Origin of the sequence: Azospirillum sp. OGB3 (genome assembly GCF_014192915.1) — a bacterium.
Lineage (GTDB): Bacteria > Pseudomonadota > Alphaproteobacteria > Azospirillales > Azospirillaceae > Azospirillum.
This window is the reverse complement of sequence record NZ_JACHYN010000003.1, coordinates 339,768-362,723: the sequence shown is the minus strand read 5'-3', so window position 1 is coordinate 362,723 and position 22,956 is coordinate 339,768. Positions and strand designations below refer to the sequence as shown.

The following is a 22,956-nucleotide window of genomic DNA, read 5'->3' as shown; positions in this document are numbered from 1 at the left end:
ACTCTCCCCATGGACGCTTCGTGCGCCAAAGGCTAGTCTTCACCGACGCCAACCGCACAGGCGCCCATGCTCTCCTCGGCAACCCGAATCGTCGGCCTGTACACGGTCCTCGCCACCGCCTGGGTGGTGGGGTCCGACCGCCTTCTGGATGCCGCCGGGCTGGGCGAGGTGGTGCTGATCCAGAACGTCAAGGGCACCGCCTTCGTCCTGTTCACCGCCCTCGCCCTGTGGGGTTTCCTGCGCCAGGAGTTTCAGCGCCGCACCCGGTCGGAGGACGCCCTGCGCTCCACGCTGGAACGGCTGGCCCAGTCGGAGGCCGACCTCCGCTCGGTCATCGAGAAGCTTCCGGACGCCTTCTTCCGCACGGACCTCGACGGCCGGGTCAGCATGGCCTCCCCGCAGTTCGCGCGGGAGTTCGGGCTGTCCCCCGAAACAGTGATCGGCACCCGCATCGCCGACCATTACGTGGAGGAGGACGGGCGCGCCAAGTTCCTCGCCGCGCTGGAAGAATCGGGTGGCGAGGTCCGCGACCACCGCATGCCGATGCGGCGGCAGGATGGCAGCACCTTCTGGATTTCCGCCAACGCCTACGTCCGCCGCGATCCCGCTGGACGGCCGATCGGGGTCGAGGGGATCGCCCGCGACACCACCGCCCAGCACCATCTTGAGGAGCGGCTGCGCTACCTCGCCGGACACGACGCCCTAACCGGGCTGTGCAATCGCATCCGCTTCGAGGACCGGTTGGAGCACGCCATCGCCCGCGCCAAGCGTGAGGGCAGGAGCTTCGCCCTGCTCTTCCTCGACCTCGACGGGTTCAAGGAGGTCAACGACACCCACGGCCATCAGAAGGGTGACGAGGTGCTGGTGACCACCGCCCAGCGCCTGTCCGACGCGCTGCGCAGCAGCGACACCATCGCCCGCATCGGCGGCGACGAGTTCGCTGTCCTGCTGGAGGGGGACATTTCCGTCGAGAACGCCCGGGCCGTCGCGGAAAAGATCATCGCGTCGATCGACCGTCCGACGCCCGGCCTTGACCCGTCGGTGTCGGCCAGCGTGGGCATGGCCTTCTACCCGTCGGACGGCGCCGATGCCGGTGTTCTGCTGCGCTGCGCCGATCAGGCGATGTACCGTGCCAAGCGCCTGGGGAAGAACCGGCTGGAACTCGGCACCGCCTGACCGGGATAACGGCGTCAGGACGGCGGCGTCAGGACGGCTTGGCCGCGTCCATCACCAACCGAATGCCCAGCGCCCCGATGACCGAGGCCGCCACCCGGTCGATCCATGCCTTGGACCGCAGATAGGCGGCGCGGGGGCGGCCGGCGGAGAAGGCAACGGCAACGACGGCGTACCAGCCCGTCTCGACCAGGAACACGGCGGGTGGCAGGGCCAGCAGAACCCAGGCCGGCGGCGAGGCCGGCAGAAGGGCCGCGAAGATGCTGGCATAGACAATGGCGGTCTTCGGGTTGCTGATCTGCGTCGCCAGGCCGATTCCGAAGGCGCGCAGGACACCGCCCGCGTCGGCCGTGCCGTCGGGAACGCGGATGGGCTCCGCCGCCCCGCGCCAGATCCGCACCGCCAGATGGACGAGGTAGAGCCCGCCGGCGATCTTCAGGAAGAGATGGAGCCACCCGACCTGGGTCAGAACGGCGTGCAGGCCGAGCAGAGCCAGGGTGGCAAAGACCACGCCGCCGATCCCCATGCCCACGGCTGCGGCAAGCCCGGCGCGGCGCGACACGGCGATGGAGGTGCGGGCCACCAGGACGAAACTGGGTCCGGGGCTGACGGCGCCGACGGTCAAGGCGCCGAGGATGCTCAATAGGGCGAGAACGGACCCAGCCATGGTCCCGGCTCCGTTGATCGGAAAAGCCGCAGTTTAGGGATGGCGGGCTTGATCGTCAGCCGGTCAATTGGTCGCGGCGTTCCGCCTGCCGTCACTCCGCGGCCATTAGAAAGCTCGTGCCGTGGTGGGCGTGCGGCAGCAGGTCCGGCAGCCCGATTGTCCGGCCGACCTCCTCGGTCGTCGGCTGGCGCCGGTAGGCCTCCACATAGCGGTCGAGGGCGGTGAGGCAGTCGGCGATCGAACCCGACCCGACCGCCCGGCAGTCCTCGAAGGCGTGCGGGTCGGGACGGAACCAGTGGGTGATGTAGCCGTCCTCGGTCCCGTTCAAAGTAAGCGTCAGGGCAAAGCGTCCCTCATGCCCGATGCGGGCGTGGGCCGCGCGCAGCCTGGATTGGACCTCTTCGATGGTCATGGCGCGTGCATCCTTCTTGAACATCAGGCAGCCTTTCGATCACGCGGCGTTGCTGAGCAGCCGATCTTCCAGGCTGCGCGCCCATTCGGCGTCGCGGGCCAGCGATTCGACCAGCAGGCGGGCCGGGCCGGCGGAGTCCGCCGGGGTGTCGGGGCGGAGCAGCCCGGCCAGCCGCAGGGCGAGCGATTCCGCCTCCGCTTCGACCCAGCGGGCGTATTGCTTGCGGCGTTCCGCCTCGTTCCAGTACCAGCGCGGAAGCTGGGGGTAACTGCGCTCCATCTCGCCTTCCCAAGCGCTCATGCGGAACAGGCCGCTGGGCGAGCGTTCGGTGCGCGAGCCTTTGGTGGTGGTGCTTGCGGGTGTCATACAGGGCTTCTCCCTTCCACGCCGCAGAGTGGCGTGGCTCAGGCGGCCTCCAGATCGCCGCCCTCTTCGTCTTGCTTCAGGATTTCCGCCTTCTTCTGGGCGAACAGGCTGGTGATGCGGTGCTGGGCCGTGCGGTCCACCGTGCCGATTTCGCGAAGGCGGGTGCCGGCGCCGGTGCGCCACAGCTCCTCCAGGTCGTCCAGGTCCAGACAGGCGCCGAGCCGCTTGCGGATCTCCTCCTCGAAGGCGGCGATGGCAGCCGGCTGCAGGTCCGGGTTGGACTTGGCGGCGAAGAAGGCCTCGGCCTCCTCCCGGTACTTGCTGTCGTCGAATTGGCCCATATGGACGTCCGCGGCGAGGCCGAGCTGGACGAGGCATTTGCCCACCGCGTCGGTCATCGACATCTTGAAGCACTCATCGTCGGGCGCTTCGATGCCGTTGCGGCGGCGGACCATTTCCGTGCCGCCCCACTGCGGCCCGGTCCAGCATTTCTCGCGCGTCTCCGGGTCGAGGTACCAGACCCGGGCGCAGATGAAGACCATGCGTTCGGCGATGGTCCAGTCCATCTGCTCATAGCCCCAGCCCTTGCCGACCGGACCGAACACCTCGGTCATCATCATCAGGCGCCAGGTCGGATCGATCTGCGTGCCGCGGAATCCGCCGGAGCGGGTGAAGGGTTTGGTCGCCTTCGGGTCCGTCCGCTTCAGCCGGTTCCACAAATGCATGGGGTCCACGGCAGCGGTCTGGGAACCCGCGATCTTCGGGGCCGCCGTGCTGACGGTCTTCTCGGTCTCGGCAACGGTGTCGGTCTTGCTCATGCGTCCCATGGTCGTCGGGTTCCCCTTTGTTCAATAGCGTTCGTCTCTCCCCTCACCCCAGCCGCCGCTGAGCACAGCGTCCAGGCTCGGGTCAGGGGACGGATCGGCCGTGGCGGGCTGCCACGGTTCAGCGGTGTCGAGCGCCCGCCGCGGCGGCGCGCCGTAACGCAGCGACAGCCGCCCCTCGCGGTCGCGGGCGAGATACAGGCCGCGGCCCGGCTCGTCCCCCGCCACAAAGGCGATGCGCGCGTCGGCGGGCATCAATGCCTTCAGGGCGGCCTCCGCCTCGCGGACGGCGAGCGCGGCAGCGCGGCGGTCGACCAGCTCCGCGGCCAGGGCGGCGAAACGGTTGTGCCGGGCCATGTCGACCACCCGGCGGGTCTCGTAGGACGGCGCCTCCGTGGGCAGCGGGTCGCCGGGCTCCACATCGTTGACGACGTGCCACCAGAAGGCGTCCAGCGTCTCCATCAGCCGCCCGCAATCCGCCGCCCGCCGCGGCACGCGGACGAGCGTATGGCCGGTGGGGCGCAGGATGGACAGCATCGCCCGGTCCAGCCCGGTGACCACCAGCTGGTGCTGGACCTGCCAGTGGTAGCGCTGGGCCAGTTCCGCGTCCGTCTGGAATCCACCGGTGAACTTCGCCTCCACCAGCGTGTCCGGCAGCGTGCCCGGCACGCCGCCATCCGTGCCGTCCTCCCATGTCAGGAAGTCCGGGTGGGCGACCATCCAGTCATGCTCCGGATGGACCCAGGTCCGTTCGGCCGGCACGCAGGGAAGGCCGGTGGCCTTCTCCACGAAGCGGGGGTGCAGATGCTCGGTCGCAATGCCGATCTGCACCGCGGCGACGAGATCCAGGTCGGCCGGCGCCGACCGCCCCGTCTTCTCGCGCCACAGCGTCAGCCAATCGCCCGCCATGATGCGCGTGGTGTCGGAAGACCCGATCCGCCCTGCCCGCGCGGCGCGCTGCGCGTCCGTAATCGCCATTCCGTTGCCGGCCCCCAGCCGTTTCCCTGCATTCTGGCTTCGAGTCGGTGCGTCTTCGCAGCGCTGTCGCCGTTAACCATCACCCGTATCGTGAATATGAGCTGCGAACACGCAGGATTCAAGAACAAAAAGAGAACCTGCGGCTTGGCCGTAGGATCGAATCTTCGAACCTTTTCAAAAAACTAAGTAGAATGCGCCGCAGCCGTGGTCTCGCTATGACCGACTCGAGCGACTCGGCACAGATGGGTATGGATTCGTGGCGTCAAAGGGGGCTGCGGAAAAGAATTTCCGGTGCCCGAATGCACCGTTTTTCTTTTAGATTCCCGCCAAATACGCGCGTTCAGGCGCGCAGGCAGCGCGTGACGTGAACCGCGACACCGGCGACGTCTGCGCGCTCGATGGGCGTCGGACGGCAGCCAGGGTCGGTGCTGACCGGCAGCAGATGCGGTGGGAAGAAGCGGTAGCCGCACACCGTTCCATCGCCCACCGTCACCACCACGTCGCCGGCCTGCGGTTCCAGCACGTCCAGCGGTTCCAGCACCACGCAATCGTCGGGCAACACCCCGGCAGCGTTCAGGCTGGAGGAGGCGATGGTCAGCGCGAAGGCGCGGCGCGAGGCGGGACGGTCCACGGCGATGCCCCGCGCCCCGCCGCTGAGCGCCGCGGCGATGAAGGCTTCCCCAGCCCGACGCCCCAAGTCCAGATAGGCCCGCACCTGCTCCACGGACAGCAGAGGCACCCGTGCGACGGGCGGATAGGCGGTCTCGTCGAGGAATCGTGGCTCGGTGCCGGCGACGCGGGCCAACCGCCCCAGAGTCTCCGCGCTGGGAACGCTGCCCCGCGCCGGATCGCGCAGGAAGCGCGTGATGTTGGTTGCGGTGACGTCGGCCATCCGGGCCCAGGCCCCGGCGCTCCAGCCCTGGGCCTCCATCACGCCGGTCATCCAACGCAGGATCGCCCGCCGCGTGTCGTCCATAACCGCCGTCCTCTCCGCCAAAAGAGCGTTCTATAAGAGAGAACGTTGAAAGAACGTGCAAGGTTTCTTTGCTTATGTCGCAATTTCGCCGAGGATGCGCTGCGATTTCGCAGTATCGCGACGGACTCCCCGCCTCCCCGGCTTACACGATGTGCGCAGGGCTCCGCCGGCAAGATGGCATGGCAAGGCATTGGTGGGCGCAAAGGGGATGTTCATGTCTCCCGACGGCCGGCGGCTTCGCCCGCCAAGGGCATCGAGAGGGTCACGCCAACGCCGCATTTGCTGGCCACCATCATGTGGGCGCCGAGTTGCAGAGCGTACAAACCGCAGGATCTCCTTTCCATCATCCTGGAGCCGCGCCTGCCGGCCGACCCGACACCGTGAAGCGCGCCCGGACCGCACCCTTCCATTTCGACGGATCCCATTGCGCCGCGCCGCGCCCGCCGCCATCTGCTTGGCGACAACGAAACCGGAGGAACCGATGATCGTCACCAGCACCGACACCGTCGAAGGCCGTCCCGTCACCCAGTATCTCGGCATGGTCGCGGGCGAAGCCATTCTGGGCGTGAACATGTTCCGCGACCTGTTCTCCGGCATCCGCGACATCGTCGGCGGCCGGGCGGGCGGCTACCAGAACGCGCTGCGCGACGCCCGCGAGGCCGCCTTCGCCGATCTGCAGGACGCCGCACGGGCGCTGGGCGCCGACGCCATCGTCGGGGTGGACATCGATTACGAGGTGCTGGGCAAGGAAAACGGCATGCTGATGGTTTCGATCAACGGAACCGCCGTCCGGCTGGGCTGAGTTCCCCCAACCGTTTAGGCCGATTGCCCGCCTGGACGGGCGGTCGCACCCCCTTACACTCCCTCCCCGCATCGATAGGGACCTGATAAACGGGAGGGACGACATGCGTTCTCTGGCGAAAAGGCTCGGCGGCCTGGCCCTGGCCGCCGGGCTCTTCTGCTCGGCGCCGGCCCTGGCCTTCGAGGGCCTCGTGGAGAAGAAGGTGTTCGAGATGCCGTCCTACACCACGGTGGGCGGCGGCACGATCAAGAACGTCCGGATCGGCTGGGAAAGCTACGGCAAGCTGAACGACGCCAGGGACAACGTCATCCTCGTCACCCATTTCTTCAGCGGCAACAGCCACGCCGCCGGCAAATACAAGATGGAGGACCCGGCTCCCGGCTATTGGGACTCCATCATCGGGCCGGGCAAGCCGCTGGACACCGACAAGTACTTCATCGTCAGTTCCGACACGCTGGTGAACCTGTCGCCGAAGGACCCGGCTGTCATCACCACCGGCCCGGCCAGTGTCAACCCCGACACCGGCAAGCCCTACGGCATGAGTTTCCCGGTCGTCACCATCCGCGATTTTGTCAATGTACAGAAAGCGTTGCTGGACAGTCTTAATGTCAAGTCTCTGCATGCGGTGACGGGCGGGTCGATGGGATCGCTCCAGGCCTTGGAATGGGGCGCCGCCCATCCGGAGATGGTCAAGCGCGTGGTCGCGGTGATTGGCGGGGCCGAGGCCGATCCCTTCCTGATCGGCTGGCTGAACCTGTGGGCGGCCCCCATCCGCGTCGATCCGAACTGGCAGGGCGGCGATTACTATGGCAAGGCCGAGCCGAAAGCCGGGCTGACCGAGGCGCTGAAACTGGTGACCCTGCACGCCCGCCACTGGAAATGGGCGGACGCCACCTTCGGCCGCGGTTGGGCGGAGGACGGCAAGGATCCCGCCGCCAGCATGAACAACCAGTACGCCATCGAAGCGTGGCTGGACAAGGCGGCGGCGGCCCGCGCCGCGGTCAGCGACGCCAACCACTTCCTCTATCTGGTGAAGGCCAACCAGACCTTTCTGGTGGGCGGCGGCGGAGCGCTGGACGAGGGGCTGGCGAAGATCAAGGCGCCGGTTCTGCTGATCCCCTCCGCCGACGACCTCGTCTTCCCGCCGGAGCGCGCCATGCATCCGCTGAAGGAACGGCTGGAAAAGCAGGGTGTGGCGGTCACCTACACCGACGCGATCACCACCAGCCTCGGCCATCTCGACGGCATTGCCAACATCGCCAAGGCCGGAGACACGATTTCGGCGTTCATGGCGAAGTAGCGGTCTCCGTGGCCCCGCCCGGCGGGGCCTTTTTGCGGCCCTTTCTAAGGCCAGCTTTCAGGGGCAGCTTTCAGGGGCCAACGTAATGCGGCATCAGCTTGGCCTGATCGCCGACATGGACATTGCAGCGGCTGTCTTGGCCGTCGAAGAAATACACCTGACCGGCCTTCCGCTTGTTCTGCGGGTCCGACAGGTTCGCCCCGCCGGAGAAGGCGACGCCGTATCGCTTCTCCGGCGTCCGCGCCCAATAGAAGCCGTCCATCTCCTGCCCGAAGGCGCCCCGCTGGCAGAGGCGCGACAGGGCGGCGTCGTAGCGGGCGAGCCCGTCGAGCCCCGTTGGCAGATTGTAGACCACCTGGCTGCGCACATGGCGGGTGCGGGGCGGAATGACCTCGGGGGAGAGGAGGGAGCGATTCAAGGCGCGCAGATGGCTGGGGTCGGTCCGCTCGACCCGCATCGGGTCTGCCGCCGCGGGCCCTGCCAACAGCGCGAGCAACAGTGGAACAGCGGCGATGGCTTTCATGGTCTGAGCGGTGAAAACGCCGGGGACGACAGGATCATAGCACGAACAGCCGGCCAGCGGGGGGCGAAGGGCGAGCGAGAACTGAGAAAATCGTTTCCTTTCAATTCATTAAAAGGCTTTTCTAAACATAATCATAAAAACACTATACGGCTTCATCCTTAAAGCAAGAATTCATTAACCATCTTTAAGATACTGTTTTAAAAGGAATTTCATATCCGCTCTCCTTTGCCCTCCAGATAGCGGGTGATCGTCGTCAGGAAGTCTCTCGGCTGGATCGGCTTGGGCACATGCCCGTCGAAGCCGGCGCTTGAAAAGCGGAGCATGTCCGTGGGCGTCGACAGATTGGTGACAGCGACGACCAGCGTGCGTGCCAACGCCGGGTCGGCGCGGATCATCCGCACCAATTCGACGCCGGACAGGCCGGGCATCACCACGTCCATGATCACCAGGTCGGGCTTCAGCGTGCGCATCAGGTCCAAGACGCCCCGCGGGTCATCCGTCTCGGTGACGCGGTGGCCGCCTTCCTCCAGGCAACGGACCAGCAATTTGCGCATCAGCGCGTTGTCATCGACGACGAGGATGGTCCTCGTCCCGTCCGAAGAATGGGGATTCATAGCGTCCGTCCCGCCCGTTACGGCGCCGTCTTGCCGGCCGCCGTCGCGGACGAGGCGCCCGTCAGCCACCAGGAATCGAAGGAGAGCGAATAAGGCGGCACGGTGTCGGGGCGCTTCAACCGGTTCCAATAGGCCACGCGGTAGACGCCGGAGTACCAGTGCGGCACCACGTAATGGTTCCACAGCAGCACCCGGTCCAGAGCCGACACCGCAGCCTTCAGATCCTCCTGGCTGTTGGCCCGGACGATTTCGCCGATCAGGTGATCGACGGCCTCGCTGTGCACCCCGGCCATGTTCTGGCTTCCCGGACGGTCCGCGAAGGCCGAACCCCAATAGCCGGTCTGCTCGTTCCCCGGCGACAGGGACTGCGGCCAGACATGGACCACCATGTCGAAATCGAAGTCGCGCGTGCGGTTCTCGTATTGGGTGGTGTCCACCGTGCGGATGCTGGCCCGGATGCCCAGACGCTTCAGATTCTCGATGAAGGGCAGCGTCACCCGCTCGAAGGTCGGGCTGTCCAGCAGGATTTCGAAGTCCAGCGGCTTGCCGGTCGCGACGTCGACCCGCACCCCGTTGCGCACGTCGGTCCCCGCCTCGTCGAGCAGCCGCTTGGCCTCCAGCAGGTTGCGGCGCAGCCCGTTCTGGCCCTCCGTGCTGGGCGGATGATAGGTCTTCTCGAAGACTTCGGCAGGGATTTTCCCGCGCAGAGGCTCCAGGATCGCCAGTTCACGGCCCTGCGGCAGCCCGCTGGACTGGAGCGGCGAGTTCTCGAAGTAGCTCTCCGTCCGCTTGTAGGCGCCGTAGAACAGGGTCTGGTTCGTCCATTCGAAGTCGAAGGCGTAGGCGATGGCCTGGCGCACCTTGGGGTTCGCGAAGACCGGGCGGCGCGTGTTGAAAACGAAGCCCTGCATGCCCGCCGGCACCTCGTTGGCGATCTCCTCCTTCACCACCTTGCCGTCGCGCACCGCGTCGAAGTCGTAGCCGGTGGCCCAGGTCTTGGCGACGTTCTCCTGGCGGAAGTCGTACAGCCCGCCGCGGAAGGCCTGGAGGGCGACGCTGGCGTCCCGGTAATACTCGTAGGCCATGCTGCCGAAATTGTTCCGGCCGACATTCACCGGCAGGTCCTTGCCCCAATAGTCGGCGACCCGCTCATAGGTGATGCCGCGGCCCGGATCGAAGGACGCGATGCGGTAGGGACCGCTGCCCAGCGGCGGCTCCAGCGTGGTCGCCTGGAAGTCCTTGCCCTCCCAGTAATGCTTCGGCAGCACCGGCAACTGCCCGACGATCATCGGAAGCTCGCGGTTGTCGCCCGGCTTGAAGGTGAAGCGGACCCGGCGCTCCCCCTCCGCCTCGACCTTGTCCACGGCGCCGTAATAGCTGCGGTAGAAAGGATGGCTCTCCGTCAGGATGGTGAAGGAGAACACCACGTCCTCGGCGGTCACCGGTTTGCCGTCGTGCCACCGCGCGCCGGAGCGCAGATTGAAGGCGATGGAGGAGCGGTCCTCCGGCATCTCCACGCTTTCCGCAAGAAGGCCGTATTCGGTGAAGGGCTCGTCCGCGGACCCGGTCATCAGCGTGTCATAGATCAGCGCCGCCCCCGCCGCGGGAACGCCGCGCAGCGTGAAGGGGTTCAGCGTGTCGAAGGAGCCGATGGCCTGGAGCGTCACCTTCCCGCCCTTCGGGGCGTCCGGGTTGACGTAATCGAAATGCCGGAAGTCCGGCCCGTATTTCGGCTCGCCGTACAGCGCCATGCCGTGCCGCGCCATGCCGTTCTGTGTCTGGGCGCCCGCCGATCCGGCCACGGCGGCGGCGATCAGCCCGATCAACAATCCAGCGGCCATACGGCGCATGCCCCACCCTCCCATCGTTCTCTCCGGAGCGCTCGGCACCGGTTCCGCTCTGATAACATGTGGGAGGGGCAAAGCGGTGCGAAACCCCCTTCCCCACCCCGCGGCATGGCGCCCCGCGATTTGCTCTGGTGTCCCGGCGGGCTTGCGGTCATGGTTTTCGCCAATCCGCGCGGCCAAGCGCGACCAGCATGGAGGGTTTTCGATCGTGTCCGCCGAATTCACCGTCTACGGCAACCTCAACTCGCAGCCCGCCACCCGGGTCGTCCTGTTCCTGTCGATGGCCGGCGTGCCCTACGCCTACCGTCACATCGACCTGCGCGGCGGCCAGCAGAAGTCGGCGGATTATCTCGCCATCAACCGCTTCGGCCGGGTCCCGACCCTGGTCCACGGCGACCTCAGCATCTCCGAATCGGGCGTCATCCTGACCTATCTGGCGGAGAAGACCGGCCGGTTCGGCGGGCGGGACGAGGCGGAGCGTCTCCGGCTGGCGGAATGGCTGTCCTGGCTGGCCGACGTGCTGCTGCCGGTCCAGCGCGCCCGCGCGGTGCGCAAGTTCCACGGCGACGCCAACGCCCTGCCCTGGATCGACGCCGCGGCAACCAGCGGGCTTGCCCAGTTCGACCGGCATCTGGCGGGACGGACCTTCATCGAGGGCGAGCGGGTCACCATCGCCGACATCTTTGCGTTCCCGTGGATCGACCTCGTGGAGGAGTCGAACATCGACATCGCCACCTACCCCAACGTCCAGGCGTGGCACGCCCGCATGCTGGCCCAGCCCGGCGCCAAGCGCCAGATGGCGCTGATGCCGCAGACGGACGTCGGCTGATCCAAAAAGAAAAGCCCCCACCCGCGATGCGGATGGGGGCACATTCTCTAAAGGGACGCTCTTACTTCTTGGTGCCGGCGGACGCGACGAAGCTGTCGTAAGGCAGCTCGGCGACGCGGAACCAGAGCTGGGTCTCGTCCAGGAACGGCTTCCAGCTTTCGTAGATCGTCTTGAAGTTCGGGTTGGTCTTCGCCAACTCGTCGTAATACTCGAAGGCGATCTTGTGCGCCTGCTCCATCAGGTCGCGCGGGTAAGCGCGCAGGAGGGTGCCCTTGGCGACCAGACGCTTCAGAGCCTTGGCGTTCTCCGAATCGTAGCGGGCGATCATGTAGGTGTTCGCCTCGGCGCAGGCGGCCGTCAGGATCGACTGGTAGGACTTGGGGAGCTTCTCCCACTCCTGCAGGTTGACGTAGAGCGAGACGTTCGGCCCGCCTTCCCACCAGCCCGGGTAGTAGTAGTACTTGGCGACCTGATGGAAGCCCAGACGCTCGTCGTCGTAGGGGCCGACGAACTCGGTCGCGTCGATGGTGCCCTTCTCCAGCGCCGGATAGACGTCCGCGCCGGCGATCTGGGTCGGGGTGGCGCCCATCTTCGACATGATCTGGCCGGTGATGCCGGCGATGCGGATCTTCAGGCCCTGGAAGTCCGCCGCGGTCTTGATTTCCTTGCGGTACCAGCCGCCCATCTGGGCGCCGGTGTTGCCCGCCGGGAACTGGATGACGTTGTGGTTCTTCATGAAGGCGCGCATCAGTTCCAGGCCGCCGGCCTGGAACCAAGCGGTGGTCTGACGGGCATTCGGACCGAACGGAATGGCCGTGTCAAAGGCGAAGGTCGGGTCCTTGCCGACATAATAATAGCCGCAGGTGTGGCCGCACTGGACCGAACCGTTCTGCACGGCGTCGAGCACCTGGAGACCGGGCACCAGTTCACCACCCGGGAAGGCACGGATCTGGAACTTGCCGTCCGTGCTCTCGGCGACGCGGCGGGCGATCAGCTCCGAGGCGCCGAACAGGATGTCGGTGCTCTTCGGGAAGCTCGACGCCAGGCGCCACTGGATTTCCGGCTGCGACTGCGCAATGGCCGGCGCGGCCACGCCGGCAACCGCCAGCCCCGCACCCGCGGCCGCAGCGCCCGCACCCGCCGACTTCAGAAACGCACGTCTTTTCACGATTCTTCTCCCGTGGACTCCGCCTTCCCTTTTCGTTTCAAGCAGCCCGTCGGACCACTTGTTGCGAGGGAATTTTCACAACTGTAACAAAGCAGCGTTTTCGTTCCGATTCATCGCACAAATGCGCATGACAGGTCTACCCTGGTCCTACGGATTATGCGATCGCCTCAGCCGCGCCGCCCCAGGAAGGCGGCGAGCGGCGGCAGGACCAGCGTCCGCCCGTCCGCGCTGACCTCGGGAACCGGCGCGCCCGGCGGGCGCGGCAGGTCGAGCGCCGCCATCGGCGGCTTGCGCTTCAGCGCGTATTCCGCCGGCTGGTCGGACAGGTTGAAGACGGCCAGCAGGTCTTCGTCCTGCGCCGCCCGTTCGAAGGCCAGCACGCTGCCCGCCTCCTCCACCGCCGCCACGCCGCCCTGGGTCAGCGCCGGATGACGCCGGCGCAGGCGCAGGGCGGACCGCCAAACGTCGAGCGGGCTCCCGGTACGCCGCTCCTGCGCGTCGACCGCCAGGGCATGGTGGGGTTCCGCCACCGGCAACCACGTCTCGACCGCGCTGGAGAAACCGGCGTTGGCGGCGCCGGACCGCCAGGGCATCGGCGTGCGGCTGCCGTCGCGCCCCTGGAAGTCCGGCCAATAGGCGATTCCGAACGGGTCGCGCAGGTCTCCCGCCTCCAGCACCGCGTTGGGCAGCGCCAACTCCTCTCCCTGGTAAAGGCAGACGGTGCCCGGCAGCGCCGCGAACAGCGTGGCCAGCAGGGCGTTGAAGCGCTCCGGATCGGCGCCGGGCGGCAGCCAGCGGCTGGCGGCGCGTTCGACATCGTGGTTGGAGAAGCTCCAGCAGATGGCCTCCGGCTGCGGCACACCGGTCAGCGCCCCAGCGAAGTTCTGCGCGGTGAAGGGCTGCTTGGCCAGGGACAGGGTGTAGGCGGCGTGCAGCCCCTGCGGCCCGCAATAGGCGGCGATGCGCCGCGCCGCGCCCGGCTGGCTCGACAGCTCGCCCAGCAGCACCCGGTCGGGATAGCGGTCGACCACCGCACGCAGCCGGGCCAGCACGGTGTGAATGGCGGGGTGCATCATGTCGTGGAGATGCTGCTGCAGGGCGAACAGCTTGGCCGGCGGCTCCGCCCCGCTCCAGGCCGCGGCGGGGTTGGAGCGGAGCTGCGGGTCGTGGGCGAAGAAGTCCACCGCGTCGATGCGGAAGCCGTCGACTCCGCGTTCCAGCCAGAAGGCCGCGGTGTCGTCGAGCGCCTGGAGCACCGCCTCGTCGTGCAGATTCAGGGCGGGCTGGCTGGACAGGAAATGGTGCAGGTAATACTGGCGCCGCCGCGGCTCCCAGGTCCAGGCGGGGCCGCCGAACACCGACAGCCAGTTGTTGGGCGGCGTGCCGTCGGGGCGCGGGTCGGCCCAGACGTACCAGTCGGCGAACGCGCCGCTGCGCGACCGGCGGCTGTCAGTGAACCAGGGGTGCGCGTCCGAGGTGTGGCCGCAGACCAGATCGAGGATCACCTTCAGCCCGTGGCCGTGCGCCGCCTCGATGATGCGGTCCACCGTCTCCAGCCGGCCCATGCGCGGGTCGACCGCCCGGTGGTCGGTGATGTCGTAGCCGAAGTCCTTCTGCGGCGACGGATAGAAGGGGCTGATCCACACCCCCTGCACGCCGAGCGACGCCACATGGCCGAGGCCGTCCAGCACGCCGTCCAGATCGCCCCAGCCGTCGCCGTTCCCGTCGAGGAAGCTGAGGGGATAGATCTGGTACAGCGCTGCACCGCGCAGCCACGAAGACGCCTGGGACATAAGGACCCTCCACACGAGACTCGTGGAAAGGGTCCCCCCATAGCCCTAACGATCGGTTACCGGGCCGGTTTTGGTCACGGCTTCCGGCCGCCCGGCGGCGGCGTCAGGCGCAGCCAGGGCGCCCAGGCCTGCCGCACGGCGTCGCTCCACAGACGCATCGGCGCCATCCACAGGGAGAGCATCGGGTTGGCGTTGGTGAAGGCCGGATTGAGCAGCGGGTTGGCCGAGGCCAGAAGCGCCGGCCCCATCATCCCGCGCAGCGCGTCGAAGGAGGGCGTGGCGGTGATCTGCACGGCGATCGTCTCGGCCCCGCGCTCCGGGTCGTCCCGGTGCAGGATCTGGATCTCCAGGTTCGGCAGGGCGGCGGTCAGCTTGGTCTCGTCCATCGTCCTCTTCCCTTCGGTGCCGGCGTGGCCTCTTTGCCGGGGCCATGGTCGCCGAACGGCGCGCCCGCCGCAACCGTGCAACCAAAACGCGGCGGCGATGTTTCCCCCAAGCCGCCAGCGGGCGGCAAGCGATGGGGACACCAGCATGGACGGTTTGACGGTCACCGATCCCCGTAACGACGCGGAAGAAGCCGCGGCCTGCGCCGGGCTGAGCTACGTCTGCGACGACGAGCCGGGCATCCGGCGACGCCGCGCCGGCAAGGGTTTCTCCTATCGCTGGCCCGACGGCACGCGGGTGACCGAGGAGGACACGCTGGAGCGCATCCGCAAGCTGGCGATCCCCCCGGCCTACCGCGGCGTCTGGATCTGCCCGGACCCGGACGGCCACCTCCAGGCCACGGGGCGCGACACGCGCGGGCGCAAACAGTACCGTTACCACCCCCGCTGGACCGAGTTGCGCGAGGGCACGAAGTTCGGGCGGATGCTCGACTTCTGCCGCGCCCTGCCCGCCATCCGCCGTCAGGTTAACGGCGACCTCGCCCGCCGTGGCCTGCCGCGGGAAAAGGTGCTGGCCGCCGTGGTGCGGCTGCTGGAAACCACGCTGATCCGCGTCGGCAACGAAAGCTACGCGCGGGAGAACAGCAGCTACGGCCTGACCACCCTGCGCGACGACCACGCCGACATCGAGGGCTCGGAAATCCGCTTCACCTTCAAGGGCAAATCCGGGAAGGAATGGAACGTCGCGCTGAAGGACCGCCGCCTCGCCCGCGTCGTCCGCGCCTGCCGCGACGTGCCGGGGGACGAGCTGTTCCAGTATGTCGACCGCGACGGGCAGCGCCACGCGGTGAGTTCCGGCGACGTGAACGAGTATCTGCGCGCCGCCACCGGACAGGACTTCACCGCCAAGGACTTCCGCACCTGGGCCGGCACCGTCCTGGCCGCCATGGCGCTGCGCGAGTTCGAGACCTTCGACAGCACCGCCAAGGCCAAACGCAACGTCACCCACGCCATCGAGCAGGTCGCCGCCCGTCTCGGCAACACCGCCAGCGTCTGCCGCAAGAGCTACGTTCACCCGGAGATTCTGGACGCCTATCTGGAAGGCAACCTGCTGGACTCCCTGACCCGCGAGGTCGAGACCGAGCTGCGCGAGGAGCTTCCCGAGCTGGAGGCCGAGGAGGCCGCCGTGCTGGCCTTTCTGCGTGGTCGGCTGGAGCGCGAGCGGCGGTCCCGCGCCAGCGAGAGCCGGCGGCGGCGCGCGGCGTAGGAACCGTCAGGTCTCCGGGGGGGCGGTCAGCGACAGGCCGTCACCCCAGTCCAGCCGGCGCGCGGCCTTGAAGGCGGCGCCGTCGCGCTTGCCGAGAATCCGCTCCGTCCGGGCGCCGTCCCGGCCGCACAGCTTGAAGCCGATGCGCCCGTTCCCGGCGCTCCAGGGCGGCGCGATGATGCGGGCGTGGGGGTACGTGCCGGGCCGGCGGGAGGCGGCGACGTAGACGAACTTCTCGTCCTCCCACGGCACCTCCGCCCCCTTGGCCATGCGGTGCAGGCGGGAGCGGGCGACCCGGCGGGAGAAATGGCACCAGTCGGGCGCCGCCAGCGGGCAGGCGGCGCTGTGCACGCAGGGCGCCACCAAATGCGCGCCGGCAGCAACCAGCCGCTCCCGCGCCCGGACGATCCGCACCCAGCCGGCGGGCGTGCCGGGCTCCACGATCAGCAGCGTCCCGGCGGTGAGCGACCACAGCCGGTCGACCAGCCGGTCGCGCGCCAGCTCCGCCAGCTCGTCCAGCACATAGGCCAGCGTCACCAGATCGCGCGGCTCCAGATCGGGCAGGTCCCCGGCGGCGTCGCCGGCCCGCCAGGCGATCCGCGCCGGTGCCGCCGCCTGCGCCAGCGTCTCGCCGACCGCGCGGATGGCCGGGCTGCCCTCGATCAGCAGGGCGTCGTCCAGGCTGGCCCAGCAGTCCGACGCCGCCCATAGCGCCGTTCCCGGCCCCGCCCCGACATCCAGCGCGGTCACCGGAGCGAAATCGGGAAGCGCCTCGGCCACCGCCGCCATGCTGGAGCGCACGGCGGCGAACGTCGCCGGCAGGCGGGTGGCAAGGTAGGCCCGCGCCGCCAGATCGTCGGACAGGTGGAAACGCCCGTCCCGCACCTCCGCGCGGTAGCGCTGGGAAAGGCGGTCCGCCGCGCGCTTCAGGTCGGACAGGGCGATGCCGTCGAGCGCGCGGTCCACCGCGTGGCGGAGCGAAGGGGGGAGTTCCATGGGTCCGGGAGGGGGCAGGCGTGGTCGTCGTTCCGCCTGTTAGCACGCCGCCCGCCCGTTCGGGAATGGACAATGAGCGGACGGGCATCACGCGCGTTGCTCCCATAAGAAGAATTCATTATTAGATATTCCCCCGCAGGTTAGACGCGCACGAGGGGGACTTTGTGAAAAGAAATGCCATGGTGCTTGTGACGTGCATCACGATGCTCGCCGCTTGCCAGACGACCTACGCACAAAAGCCCATCGGCATGTCCCCCGCGGCCATGCAGTATTTTGCCGACTGGGCCGCCATCCCCCACGCCAAGGCCTTCGCGGTCAGCGAGAATGGCCGCGCCGTCGGAATCGTCTATTGCCCGGATTTCGGCGGCTGCGCCGGGCCGTCGGAAGCCACCGCCATCAGCGTCTGCGAAACCAATTCGAAGGGCGTTCCCTGCCTGATCTACGGCGTCGATGGAAAGCCCGTCCTCGACGATCCCAAGCTGCAAGCGTATCTGGACACCCACAAGGGCGACCGCTCGAAGCTCCGGTGACCGGAGCGCCGGAAAGCGCTCCGGTCCGACGCTCCGGCGTCAGGCCCGCACCTGCCGCAGGAAATCGTCCACCGCGCCGTTCAGGGTCCCGGCCAGCTCCGACAGGCGGTCGGCCGCCCCCATCATGGCGTCGGCGGAGCGCCCGGTGTCCACCGCCACCCGGCTGACGTCGCCGATGTTCGACGACACGTCGGTGTTCATGCACTCCACGATGCGCACGTTGTGGGTGATCTCCGAGGTCGCCTGGCGCTGCTGCTCGACCGCCGCGGCGATGCCGGACACGCTCTCGCCGATGACGGCGATGGTGGAGCCGATGCGGGCGATGGCCTCCACCACCCCCATGGTCGATTGCTGGATGCCGTGGACCAGCGTGGCGATCTCCTCCGTCGAGGAGGCGGTCTGGGAGGCGAGCGCCTTCACCTCGGTGGCGACGACGGCGAAGCCCTTGCCGGCGTCGCCAGCCCGCGCCGCCTCGATGCTGGCGTTGAGCGCCAGGAGGTTGGTCTGCTGGGCGATGGCGGTGATGATGGCGACCACCTCCCCGATCTTCTGGGCGGAGTCCGACAGTCCTTTGGTCAGGCCGTTGGCGCGCCGGGATTCGGCGACGGCGTCCTCCGCCACGCTGCGCGACTGGGCGATCTGCTGGCCGATCCCGTCGATGGAGGCGGAAAGCTGCTCGCTGGCCGAGGCAACGGCACCAACATTGCTGGTCGCCGTGCCGGCCGCGTCCGCGGCGGCGCGGGTGCGCTGCGCGGTGTCCGACGCCATGCCGGCGACGGCGCGGGCGGAGCCGGTGACCTCCGACGCCGCCACGGACAGCGAGCCGGCCACCGCCTGCACGGTGCGCTCCAGCCCGTTGGCCAGCGTCGCCATCAGGGCGCGGCGCTCCTGCTCGGCCCGGCGCTCCTGCTCGCGCCGGGTCTCCTCCGCCCGCTGGCGGGCGTCCAGCGCTTCGCGGAAGGCCTCGACGGCGCCATGGATGTCGGCGATCTCGCGCAGCGGCGAGGGGCGCAGGTTCACCGCGCCCTCGCCGCGGGTCAGCGCCTGGAGCGCCCGGCTGGCGTCGCGCACCGGCTGCATGATGAAGCGGTAGCCCAGCAGCATGTTCAGGCCGCCGATCAGCCCGATCACCACGAAGGCGCCCAGCGCGATGAGCGTCAGCCGGTCGAGCACCGCGGTCAGCGCCGCGGCTCCCTCCTGGCTGCGCGTGGTCACCGCGTCGGAGGCGGCGTTCATCCCCTGCACCAGCCCGTCGACCAGCGTCCGGACCTCCTGGTTGTGGGCGTGGGCGTCGGTGGTCAGGCGCAGCGTTTCGGTGCGCTGCGCGAAGGTCTCGTCGAGTGCCGCGAAAGAGGCGATGTCGTCGGCGACGCTCTCGAACTCGTCGGCGTCCGGCAGATGCCGGCGCAGTTCCATCGCCTTGGCCATGTGTTCGCGGAACTGGCGCAGGTCGTTGCCGACCGCCGGCGGGTAGAGCTGGGACGGCAGGCGGGTCAGCAGGAACTTGGCGTCGCGGATGGTGGAGAAGAGCGTGGCGAGCGCCTGCTCGTCCGCCGGTTGCGTCGTCGCGCGCATCGCCGCGGACAGGCCGCGGGCGATGTCGCCCGACAGGCTTTCCGCGCGGCTGATGTTGAAGCCGAATTTCTTGTCCAGCGCCTCGACCTTGGCGCCGATGGTCGCGGCATCCCGGCTGGCCGCGACCGCCTTGGCGACGGTCTGGGCGATGCCCGGCTCGGCGTTGGCGGACATCCGCGCGGCGTGGGCGTCCAGGCCGCTCAGCGCCTCGGCGCGCGTCGCCTCGTCGCCGCTGGCGATCACCGCCTCGCCCAGCTTGGCGAGCCGCTCCGCCTCCAGCGCGATCCTCTGGTTTTCGGCCACCCGCTGCGCCAGCTCGGCGTTGCCGTCGGCGATGCGCGTCGCCTCCATGGCGGTCATGCCGCCGAACACCGCCAGGGCGGCCACCACGACGCCCGCAATCAGGCAATCCACCACAACGACTTGAAAGGTCGAGCGCTTCGCCCGCTCACTTGTACCGGATACCATCTCCGCACCTCATCCGCAGCGTTCCCCCGAACTCTTCGTTGTTCCGGATGGGCGGCACTGGGGCGGCTCCTCCGGGGCTTTATTGTTTGAGTACCTATATGCTCGGGGACGTGGGTGTGAGGCTATTGTGGAAAACCGAAGACGGCGCCCGACCGTCCGGTGGGCGCCGCCTCTGGTTGTTGCCGATGCTGTGAAATGGAAGCGGAAGGGACCGTTACAGGCCGGCGCCCTCCCCTCCGGCCAGGGCGACGCAGACGCGGTCGCGGCCCTCCAGGCTGCCGCAGCCGCCGCTGCGCTGGGACACGAAGCGGATGACCACCCGCTCGCCCTTGCCGACCGCGTGGGGCGGCAGCATCGCCTCGGCGACCAGGGTCTCCACCGTCCGGGACGGCGTCCGCCCGGTCCGGGCCGCCATCGCGGTTGGCGCGTCCCGGTCGGTGGCGGCGACGAACTCCGCGGGCGGGCGGGCTTCGCCACGGCCACTCGGTTCCACCACCAGCGGAGCCGGGCGGGGTTCCAGGGCGGCCACGGCGACCGGCGCGAGGGCGGCCGGGGTCTGCGGCACCGGCGCCACCGGTTCCGGCACCACCGCGGCAACGGCGACCGGTTCCGGAGCCGCCGGCTTGGTGGCGGGCTTGGCAGCCACCGCCACGGGCGTCGGCGCGGGAGCGCTCGCCGGAACGATGGCGACCTCGATCGCGCTGGCGCCCGCCGCCTGAGACGGCTCGCGCGGCGCCGCGCCGCGCAGGTTCGGCGTCAACGCCGCGATGTACATCCGGGTTTCGCGCGGCAGCCGCTGCTTGCCCGCCAGATGCGAGGCGTAGCAGGCCGGGCCGCAATTGTAGGCGGCGAGGAAGCCCGGCGCGCCGAACAGGTCGTACATCTCGCGCAGGTAGGCGGTGCCGGCCAGGATGTTGTCGCGCGGATCGGACGGGTCGGACCCCAGCCCGTATTGCGTGCGCATCATGTCGTAGGTGCCGGGCATCACCTGCATCAGCCCGATGGCGCCGGCATGGCTGGTGATGGTGCGGCCGTTCACGACGGAGCGCCCGCCGCTTTCGCGCATCATCACGGCCCTGATCCACTTTTCCGGCACGTCGAACCGCTCCGACGCCTCGCGCATGTGGGGGACCCAGCGGCCGAGCGGGTCGTTCAGATCAATCGGGACTTCGGCCACCTCCGGGGCCTTGACGGCAAGTTCCGCCGTTTCCGGAGCGTTCGAGGCGCAACCCGCCAAGCCGAGGGCGAGAATCAGGGCGGCACCGGCGGCGCGGGCCGCGGTGAAGTCGCGATAAGCCACGAGGAGGGGTCCGTGCTTGTTGCACAAAGATCGAAAGCGTTACCCTCTCTTTGCGATGTAATGGTGTCGGCTGTCAAGCAACAAGGCGGGTGTAATGTCCTGATTCCACGGCCTTTCCCTTTTTCATAGCCCATTGGAATGGTTTTCAGGCAAATGCTGTTCATCCGTATTGGCCCTTTTTCTGCCCCATTTGGCACTGTTGCCGTCTTTGCCGAGGCAGGCGAGAGACCCATTCCTGTCACGCCCTAAACTTGCGGGCCGATCGCCGCAGCGCCCGTCAACCGCTTGACTTTTCAATGACCATTCCATATTGAATGAACGTTCATTTATAGCTTCGCACCGATGCCCGACAGCTCTCCCCTTCCCCCCTCACGCCGGTCCCGGCGCAAGGAGGCCCGCCCCGCCGAGGTGATCGAGGCGGCGCGCGACCTGTTCATCTCGCGCGGATTTGCCGCAACCAAGCTGGAGCATGTCGCGCGCCGGGCCGGCGTCAGCGTCGGGTTGCCCTACCTCTATTTCGAGAACAAGGAAGGGCTGTTCAAAGCCGTCGTCCGGGAGTCCATCCTGCCGCAGTTCCAGATGGGCGAGGACCTGCTGGACAGCTTCACCGGCAGCAGCGAAGAGTTCCTGCGCGGCCTCGCCCACGGCTTCTGGGAGATGGAGCAGAGCCCCAACGCCGGGCTGTCGAAGCTCGTCATCGCCGAGGCGCAAAACTTCCCCGACCTCGCCCGCTTCTACATGGAGGAGGTCGTCCTGCGCGGGCGGCGCTTCTTCGCGCGCATCCTGCGCCGCGGCATCGAGCGCGGAGAGTTCCGCCCCGTCGATGTGGAGCAGATGGCCCGCGTCATCGCCGCCCCGCTCAGCATGCTCTCGCTGTGGAACCACTCGCTGCGCCCCTTCGAGCCGGACCCCGCCGCGGCCTCCGCCGAATCCTACCTCGACGCCTATCTCGACCTCGTCCTCAACGGGCTGAGGGCCGAACCCAAGGACCGCACCCCATGATCGACGCCGCCCGTACCGATGGTCCCGCCGCCAAGCCGCGGCGCCGCCTGCTGCTGCCCCTGCTGATCGCCGGGGCGCTGGCCGCAGGTGGCGTCGCCTGGAAGGTGACGAGCAGCCACGACGCGGTGTCGCCGGCCGCGGCCAGCCTGCCCCCGGCGGAGCGGGCGGTGGAGCTGTCGCCCGTCGAGCTGACCCGCATGGCCCCGCGCCGCCTGACCGAACTGGTGCGGCTCAGCGGTTCGGTGAAGCCGATGGAGCAGTCCATGGTGAAGTCGGAGGTCGCCGCCCGGCTGGTCGAGGTGCCGGTGCGCGAGGGGCAGGCCGTCCGCAAGGGCGAAGTGCTGGCCCGCTTCGACACGGTGGAGCTTCAGGCCAAGCTGGACGAGAAGCTGAGCAACCTGGAGGGTGCCAAGGCGCAACTCGTGCTGGCCGACAAGACCCGCGCCAAGAATCTGGCGCTGCGCCAGAAGGACATCGTGTCGGAAACCAACATGGATCAGGCGCAGAGCACCTTCCGCTTCCAGCAGGCCACCGTCGCGGCGCTGGAGGCCCAGGTGGACCTCGCCCGCAAGGCGTTGCGCGACGCGGTGGTGGCGAGCCCGATCGACGGCACGGTCGCCGAGCGTGCGGTCAACCCCGGCGAGACGCTGGCGGTCAACGCCAAGATGTTCTCCGTCGTCGATCTCAGCCGTGTCGAGGTCGAGGCGGCGGTGCCCGCCGACGACGTGGCCCGGCTGAAGCCCGGCCAGACCGTGCGGCTGCGCGTGGAGGGCTTCGGCGAGCGCGACTTCTCCGGTCAGATCGCCCGCATCAACCCGATGGCCCGCGCCGGCACCCGCGCCATTCCCGTCTACATCGTGCTGGACAACGCCGACGGAGCCCTGCGCGGCGGCATGTTCGCCGCGGGCGACGCGGTGGTCGACGAGGTGGAGGGCGCCTTCGCCCTGCCCCCGGCCGCCGTCCGCCATGACCAGGACGGCGACTTCGTGCTGGTCGTCTCCGGAGGCCGGGTGGAGCGGCGCAAGGTCGAGGTGCTGGGCGCCTGGTCGCGCGGCGATCTCGTTGAGGTGCGCGGGTTGGCCGACGGCGATCTGGCGGTGACCGCCCCCCTGCCCGGCCTGACCGCCGGGCGGGCCGTCAAGGTCGTGGATTCGTAAGGGAGC

23 protein-coding genes are annotated in these 22,956 nt (G+C 68.6%); 8 read left to right on the top strand and 15 right to left on the bottom strand.

Annotated elements, in window-relative coordinates:
- Positions 1-66: 66 nt before the first annotated feature.
- Positions 67-1,176, top strand: a complete 1,110-nt coding sequence (locus FHW79_RS09140; protein WP_183178616.1) for a sensor domain-containing diguanylate cyclase — start codon at positions 67-69, stop codon at positions 1,174-1,176.
- A 28-nt stretch (positions 1,177-1,204) separates the two neighbouring features.
- Here the strand turns inward: FHW79_RS09140 and FHW79_RS09135 are convergent, their stop codons facing one another.
- The 6 genes from FHW79_RS09135 to FHW79_RS09110 all read right to left on the bottom strand — a co-directional run bounded on the left by FHW79_RS09135 (position 1,205) and on the right by FHW79_RS09110 (position 5,396).
- Positions 1,205-1,840, bottom strand: a complete 636-nt coding sequence (locus tag FHW79_RS09135; protein ID WP_183178615.1) for a LysE family transporter — start codon at positions 1,838-1,840, stop codon at positions 1,205-1,207.
- Positions 1,841-1,931: 91 nt separating this feature from the next.
- Positions 1,932-2,252 carry a hypothetical protein gene (locus FHW79_RS09130; protein WP_183178614.1) on the bottom strand — a complete coding sequence of 107 codons (321 nt, stop codon included), beginning with the start codon at positions 2,250-2,252 and terminating at the stop codon, positions 1,932-1,934.
- Between the two features lie 39 nt (positions 2,253-2,291).
- Positions 2,292-2,618, bottom strand: a complete 327-nt coding sequence (locus FHW79_RS09125; RefSeq protein ID WP_247884245.1) for a hypothetical protein — start codon at positions 2,616-2,618, stop codon at positions 2,292-2,294.
- Between the two features lie 38 nt (positions 2,619-2,656).
- Positions 2,657-3,436 carry a hypothetical protein gene (locus tag FHW79_RS09120; protein WP_247884244.1) on the bottom strand — a complete coding sequence of 260 codons (780 nt, stop codon included), beginning with the start codon at positions 3,434-3,436 and terminating at the stop codon, positions 2,657-2,659.
- Positions 3,437-3,466: 30 nt separating this feature from the next.
- A complete protein-coding gene (locus tag FHW79_RS09115; protein ID WP_183178612.1) occupies positions 3,467-4,420 on the bottom strand; it encodes a YqaJ viral recombinase family protein in 954 nt (317 codons plus the stop codon).
- A 340-nt stretch (positions 4,421-4,760) separates the two neighbouring features.
- Positions 4,761-5,396, bottom strand: coding sequence for an XRE family transcriptional regulator (locus FHW79_RS09110; RefSeq protein ID WP_183178611.1), 636 nt, complete (start codon positions 5,394-5,396; stop codon positions 4,761-4,763).
- Positions 5,397-5,877: 481 nt separating this feature from the next.
- Here FHW79_RS09110 and FHW79_RS09105 point away from each other — a divergent pair, with 481 nt between their 5' ends.
- Positions 5,878-6,198: a heavy metal-binding domain-containing protein gene (locus tag FHW79_RS09105; RefSeq protein ID WP_014197078.1), complete on the top strand. Its 321-nt coding sequence runs from the start codon at positions 5,878-5,880 to the stop codon at positions 6,196-6,198.
- A 103-nt stretch (positions 6,199-6,301) separates the two neighbouring features.
- The gene (locus FHW79_RS09100; protein ID WP_183178610.1) at positions 6,302-7,498 is read left to right on the top strand and encodes a homoserine O-acetyltransferase; all 1,197 of its coding nucleotides are present in this window, start codon (positions 6,302-6,304) and stop codon (positions 7,496-7,498) included.
- A 70-nt stretch (positions 7,499-7,568) separates the two neighbouring features.
- On the opposite strand, the gene FHW79_RS09095 is transcribed toward FHW79_RS09100, so the two are convergent.
- From FHW79_RS09095 to FHW79_RS09085, 3 genes are all read right to left on the bottom strand, one after another.
- A complete protein-coding gene (locus FHW79_RS09095) occupies positions 7,569-7,955 on the bottom strand; it encodes a hypothetical protein (protein WP_247884243.1) in 387 nt (128 codons plus the stop codon).
- Positions 7,956-8,230: 275 nt separating this feature from the next.
- Positions 8,231-8,635 (bottom strand): response regulator, encoded by a 405-nt coding sequence (locus tag FHW79_RS09090; RefSeq protein WP_183178608.1) that lies wholly within the window; start codon positions 8,633-8,635, stop codon positions 8,231-8,233.
- A 17-nt stretch (positions 8,636-8,652) separates the two neighbouring features.
- Positions 8,653-10,485 (bottom strand): extracellular solute-binding protein, encoded by a 1,833-nt coding sequence (locus FHW79_RS09085; protein ID WP_183178607.1) that lies wholly within the window; start codon positions 10,483-10,485, stop codon positions 8,653-8,655.
- A 205-nt stretch (positions 10,486-10,690) separates the two neighbouring features.
- On the opposite strand from FHW79_RS09085, the gene FHW79_RS09080 reads away from it, so the two are divergent.
- On the top strand, positions 10,691-11,311 hold the full coding sequence (locus FHW79_RS09080) for a glutathione S-transferase family protein (protein WP_183178606.1): 621 nt from the start codon (positions 10,691-10,693) through the stop codon (positions 11,309-11,311).
- Positions 11,312-11,372: 61 nt separating this feature from the next.
- Here the strand turns inward: FHW79_RS09080 and FHW79_RS09075 are convergent, their stop codons facing one another.
- The 3 genes from FHW79_RS09075 to FHW79_RS09065 all read right to left on the bottom strand — a co-directional run bounded on the left by FHW79_RS09075 (position 11,373) and on the right by FHW79_RS09065 (position 14,658).
- A complete protein-coding gene (locus tag FHW79_RS09075; protein WP_137140999.1) occupies positions 11,373-12,479 on the bottom strand; it encodes a TRAP transporter substrate-binding protein in 1,107 nt (368 codons plus the stop codon).
- A gap of 167 nt (positions 12,480-12,646) precedes the next feature.
- A complete protein-coding gene (locus tag FHW79_RS09070; RefSeq protein ID WP_183178605.1) occupies positions 12,647-14,272 on the bottom strand; it encodes an alpha-amylase family glycosyl hydrolase in 1,626 nt (541 codons plus the stop codon).
- 74 nt (positions 14,273-14,346) lie between these two features.
- Complete coding sequence (locus FHW79_RS09065; RefSeq protein WP_183178604.1) at positions 14,347-14,658, bottom strand: hypothetical protein; 312 nt, start codon at positions 14,656-14,658, stop codon at positions 14,347-14,349.
- A 145-nt stretch (positions 14,659-14,803) separates the two neighbouring features.
- On the opposite strand from FHW79_RS09065, the gene FHW79_RS09060 reads away from it, so the two are divergent.
- Positions 14,804-15,922: a DNA topoisomerase IB gene (locus FHW79_RS09060; protein WP_183178603.1), complete on the top strand. Its 1,119-nt coding sequence runs from the start codon at positions 14,804-14,806 to the stop codon at positions 15,920-15,922.
- A gap of 6 nt (positions 15,923-15,928) precedes the next feature.
- Here the strand turns inward: FHW79_RS09060 and FHW79_RS09055 are convergent, their stop codons facing one another.
- Positions 15,929-16,918: a small ribosomal subunit Rsm22 family protein gene (locus FHW79_RS09055; RefSeq protein ID WP_183178602.1), complete on the bottom strand. Its 990-nt coding sequence runs from the start codon at positions 16,916-16,918 to the stop codon at positions 15,929-15,931.
- A gap of 179 nt (positions 16,919-17,097) precedes the next feature.
- Here FHW79_RS09055 and FHW79_RS09050 point away from each other — a divergent pair, with 179 nt between their 5' ends.
- A complete protein-coding gene (locus tag FHW79_RS09050; RefSeq protein WP_183178601.1) occupies positions 17,098-17,448 on the top strand; it encodes a hypothetical protein in 351 nt (116 codons plus the stop codon).
- Between the two features lie 39 nt (positions 17,449-17,487).
- Here the strand turns inward: FHW79_RS09050 and FHW79_RS09045 are convergent, their stop codons facing one another.
- Entirely contained in the window at positions 17,488-19,491 is a 2,004-nt protein-coding gene (locus tag FHW79_RS09045; protein WP_247884242.1) for a methyl-accepting chemotaxis protein, read from the bottom strand.
- 214 nt (positions 19,492-19,705) lie between these two features.
- Positions 19,706-20,791, bottom strand: coding sequence for a lytic transglycosylase domain-containing protein (locus tag FHW79_RS09040; RefSeq protein ID WP_183178600.1), 1,086 nt, complete (start codon positions 20,789-20,791; stop codon positions 19,706-19,708).
- A 342-nt stretch (positions 20,792-21,133) separates the two neighbouring features.
- On the opposite strand from FHW79_RS09040, the gene FHW79_RS09035 reads away from it, so the two are divergent.
- Both FHW79_RS09035 and FHW79_RS09030 read left to right on the top strand, forming a co-directional pair.
- Positions 21,134-21,793, top strand: coding sequence for a TetR/AcrR family transcriptional regulator (locus tag FHW79_RS09035; RefSeq protein ID WP_183178599.1), 660 nt, complete (start codon positions 21,134-21,136; stop codon positions 21,791-21,793).
- Positions 21,790-22,950, top strand: coding sequence for an efflux RND transporter periplasmic adaptor subunit (locus FHW79_RS09030; protein WP_183178598.1), 1,161 nt, complete (start codon positions 21,790-21,792; stop codon positions 22,948-22,950). The genes FHW79_RS09035 and FHW79_RS09030 overlap by 4 nt, the downstream gene beginning before the upstream one ends.
- The last annotated feature ends 6 nt before the right edge of the window (positions 22,951-22,956 follow it).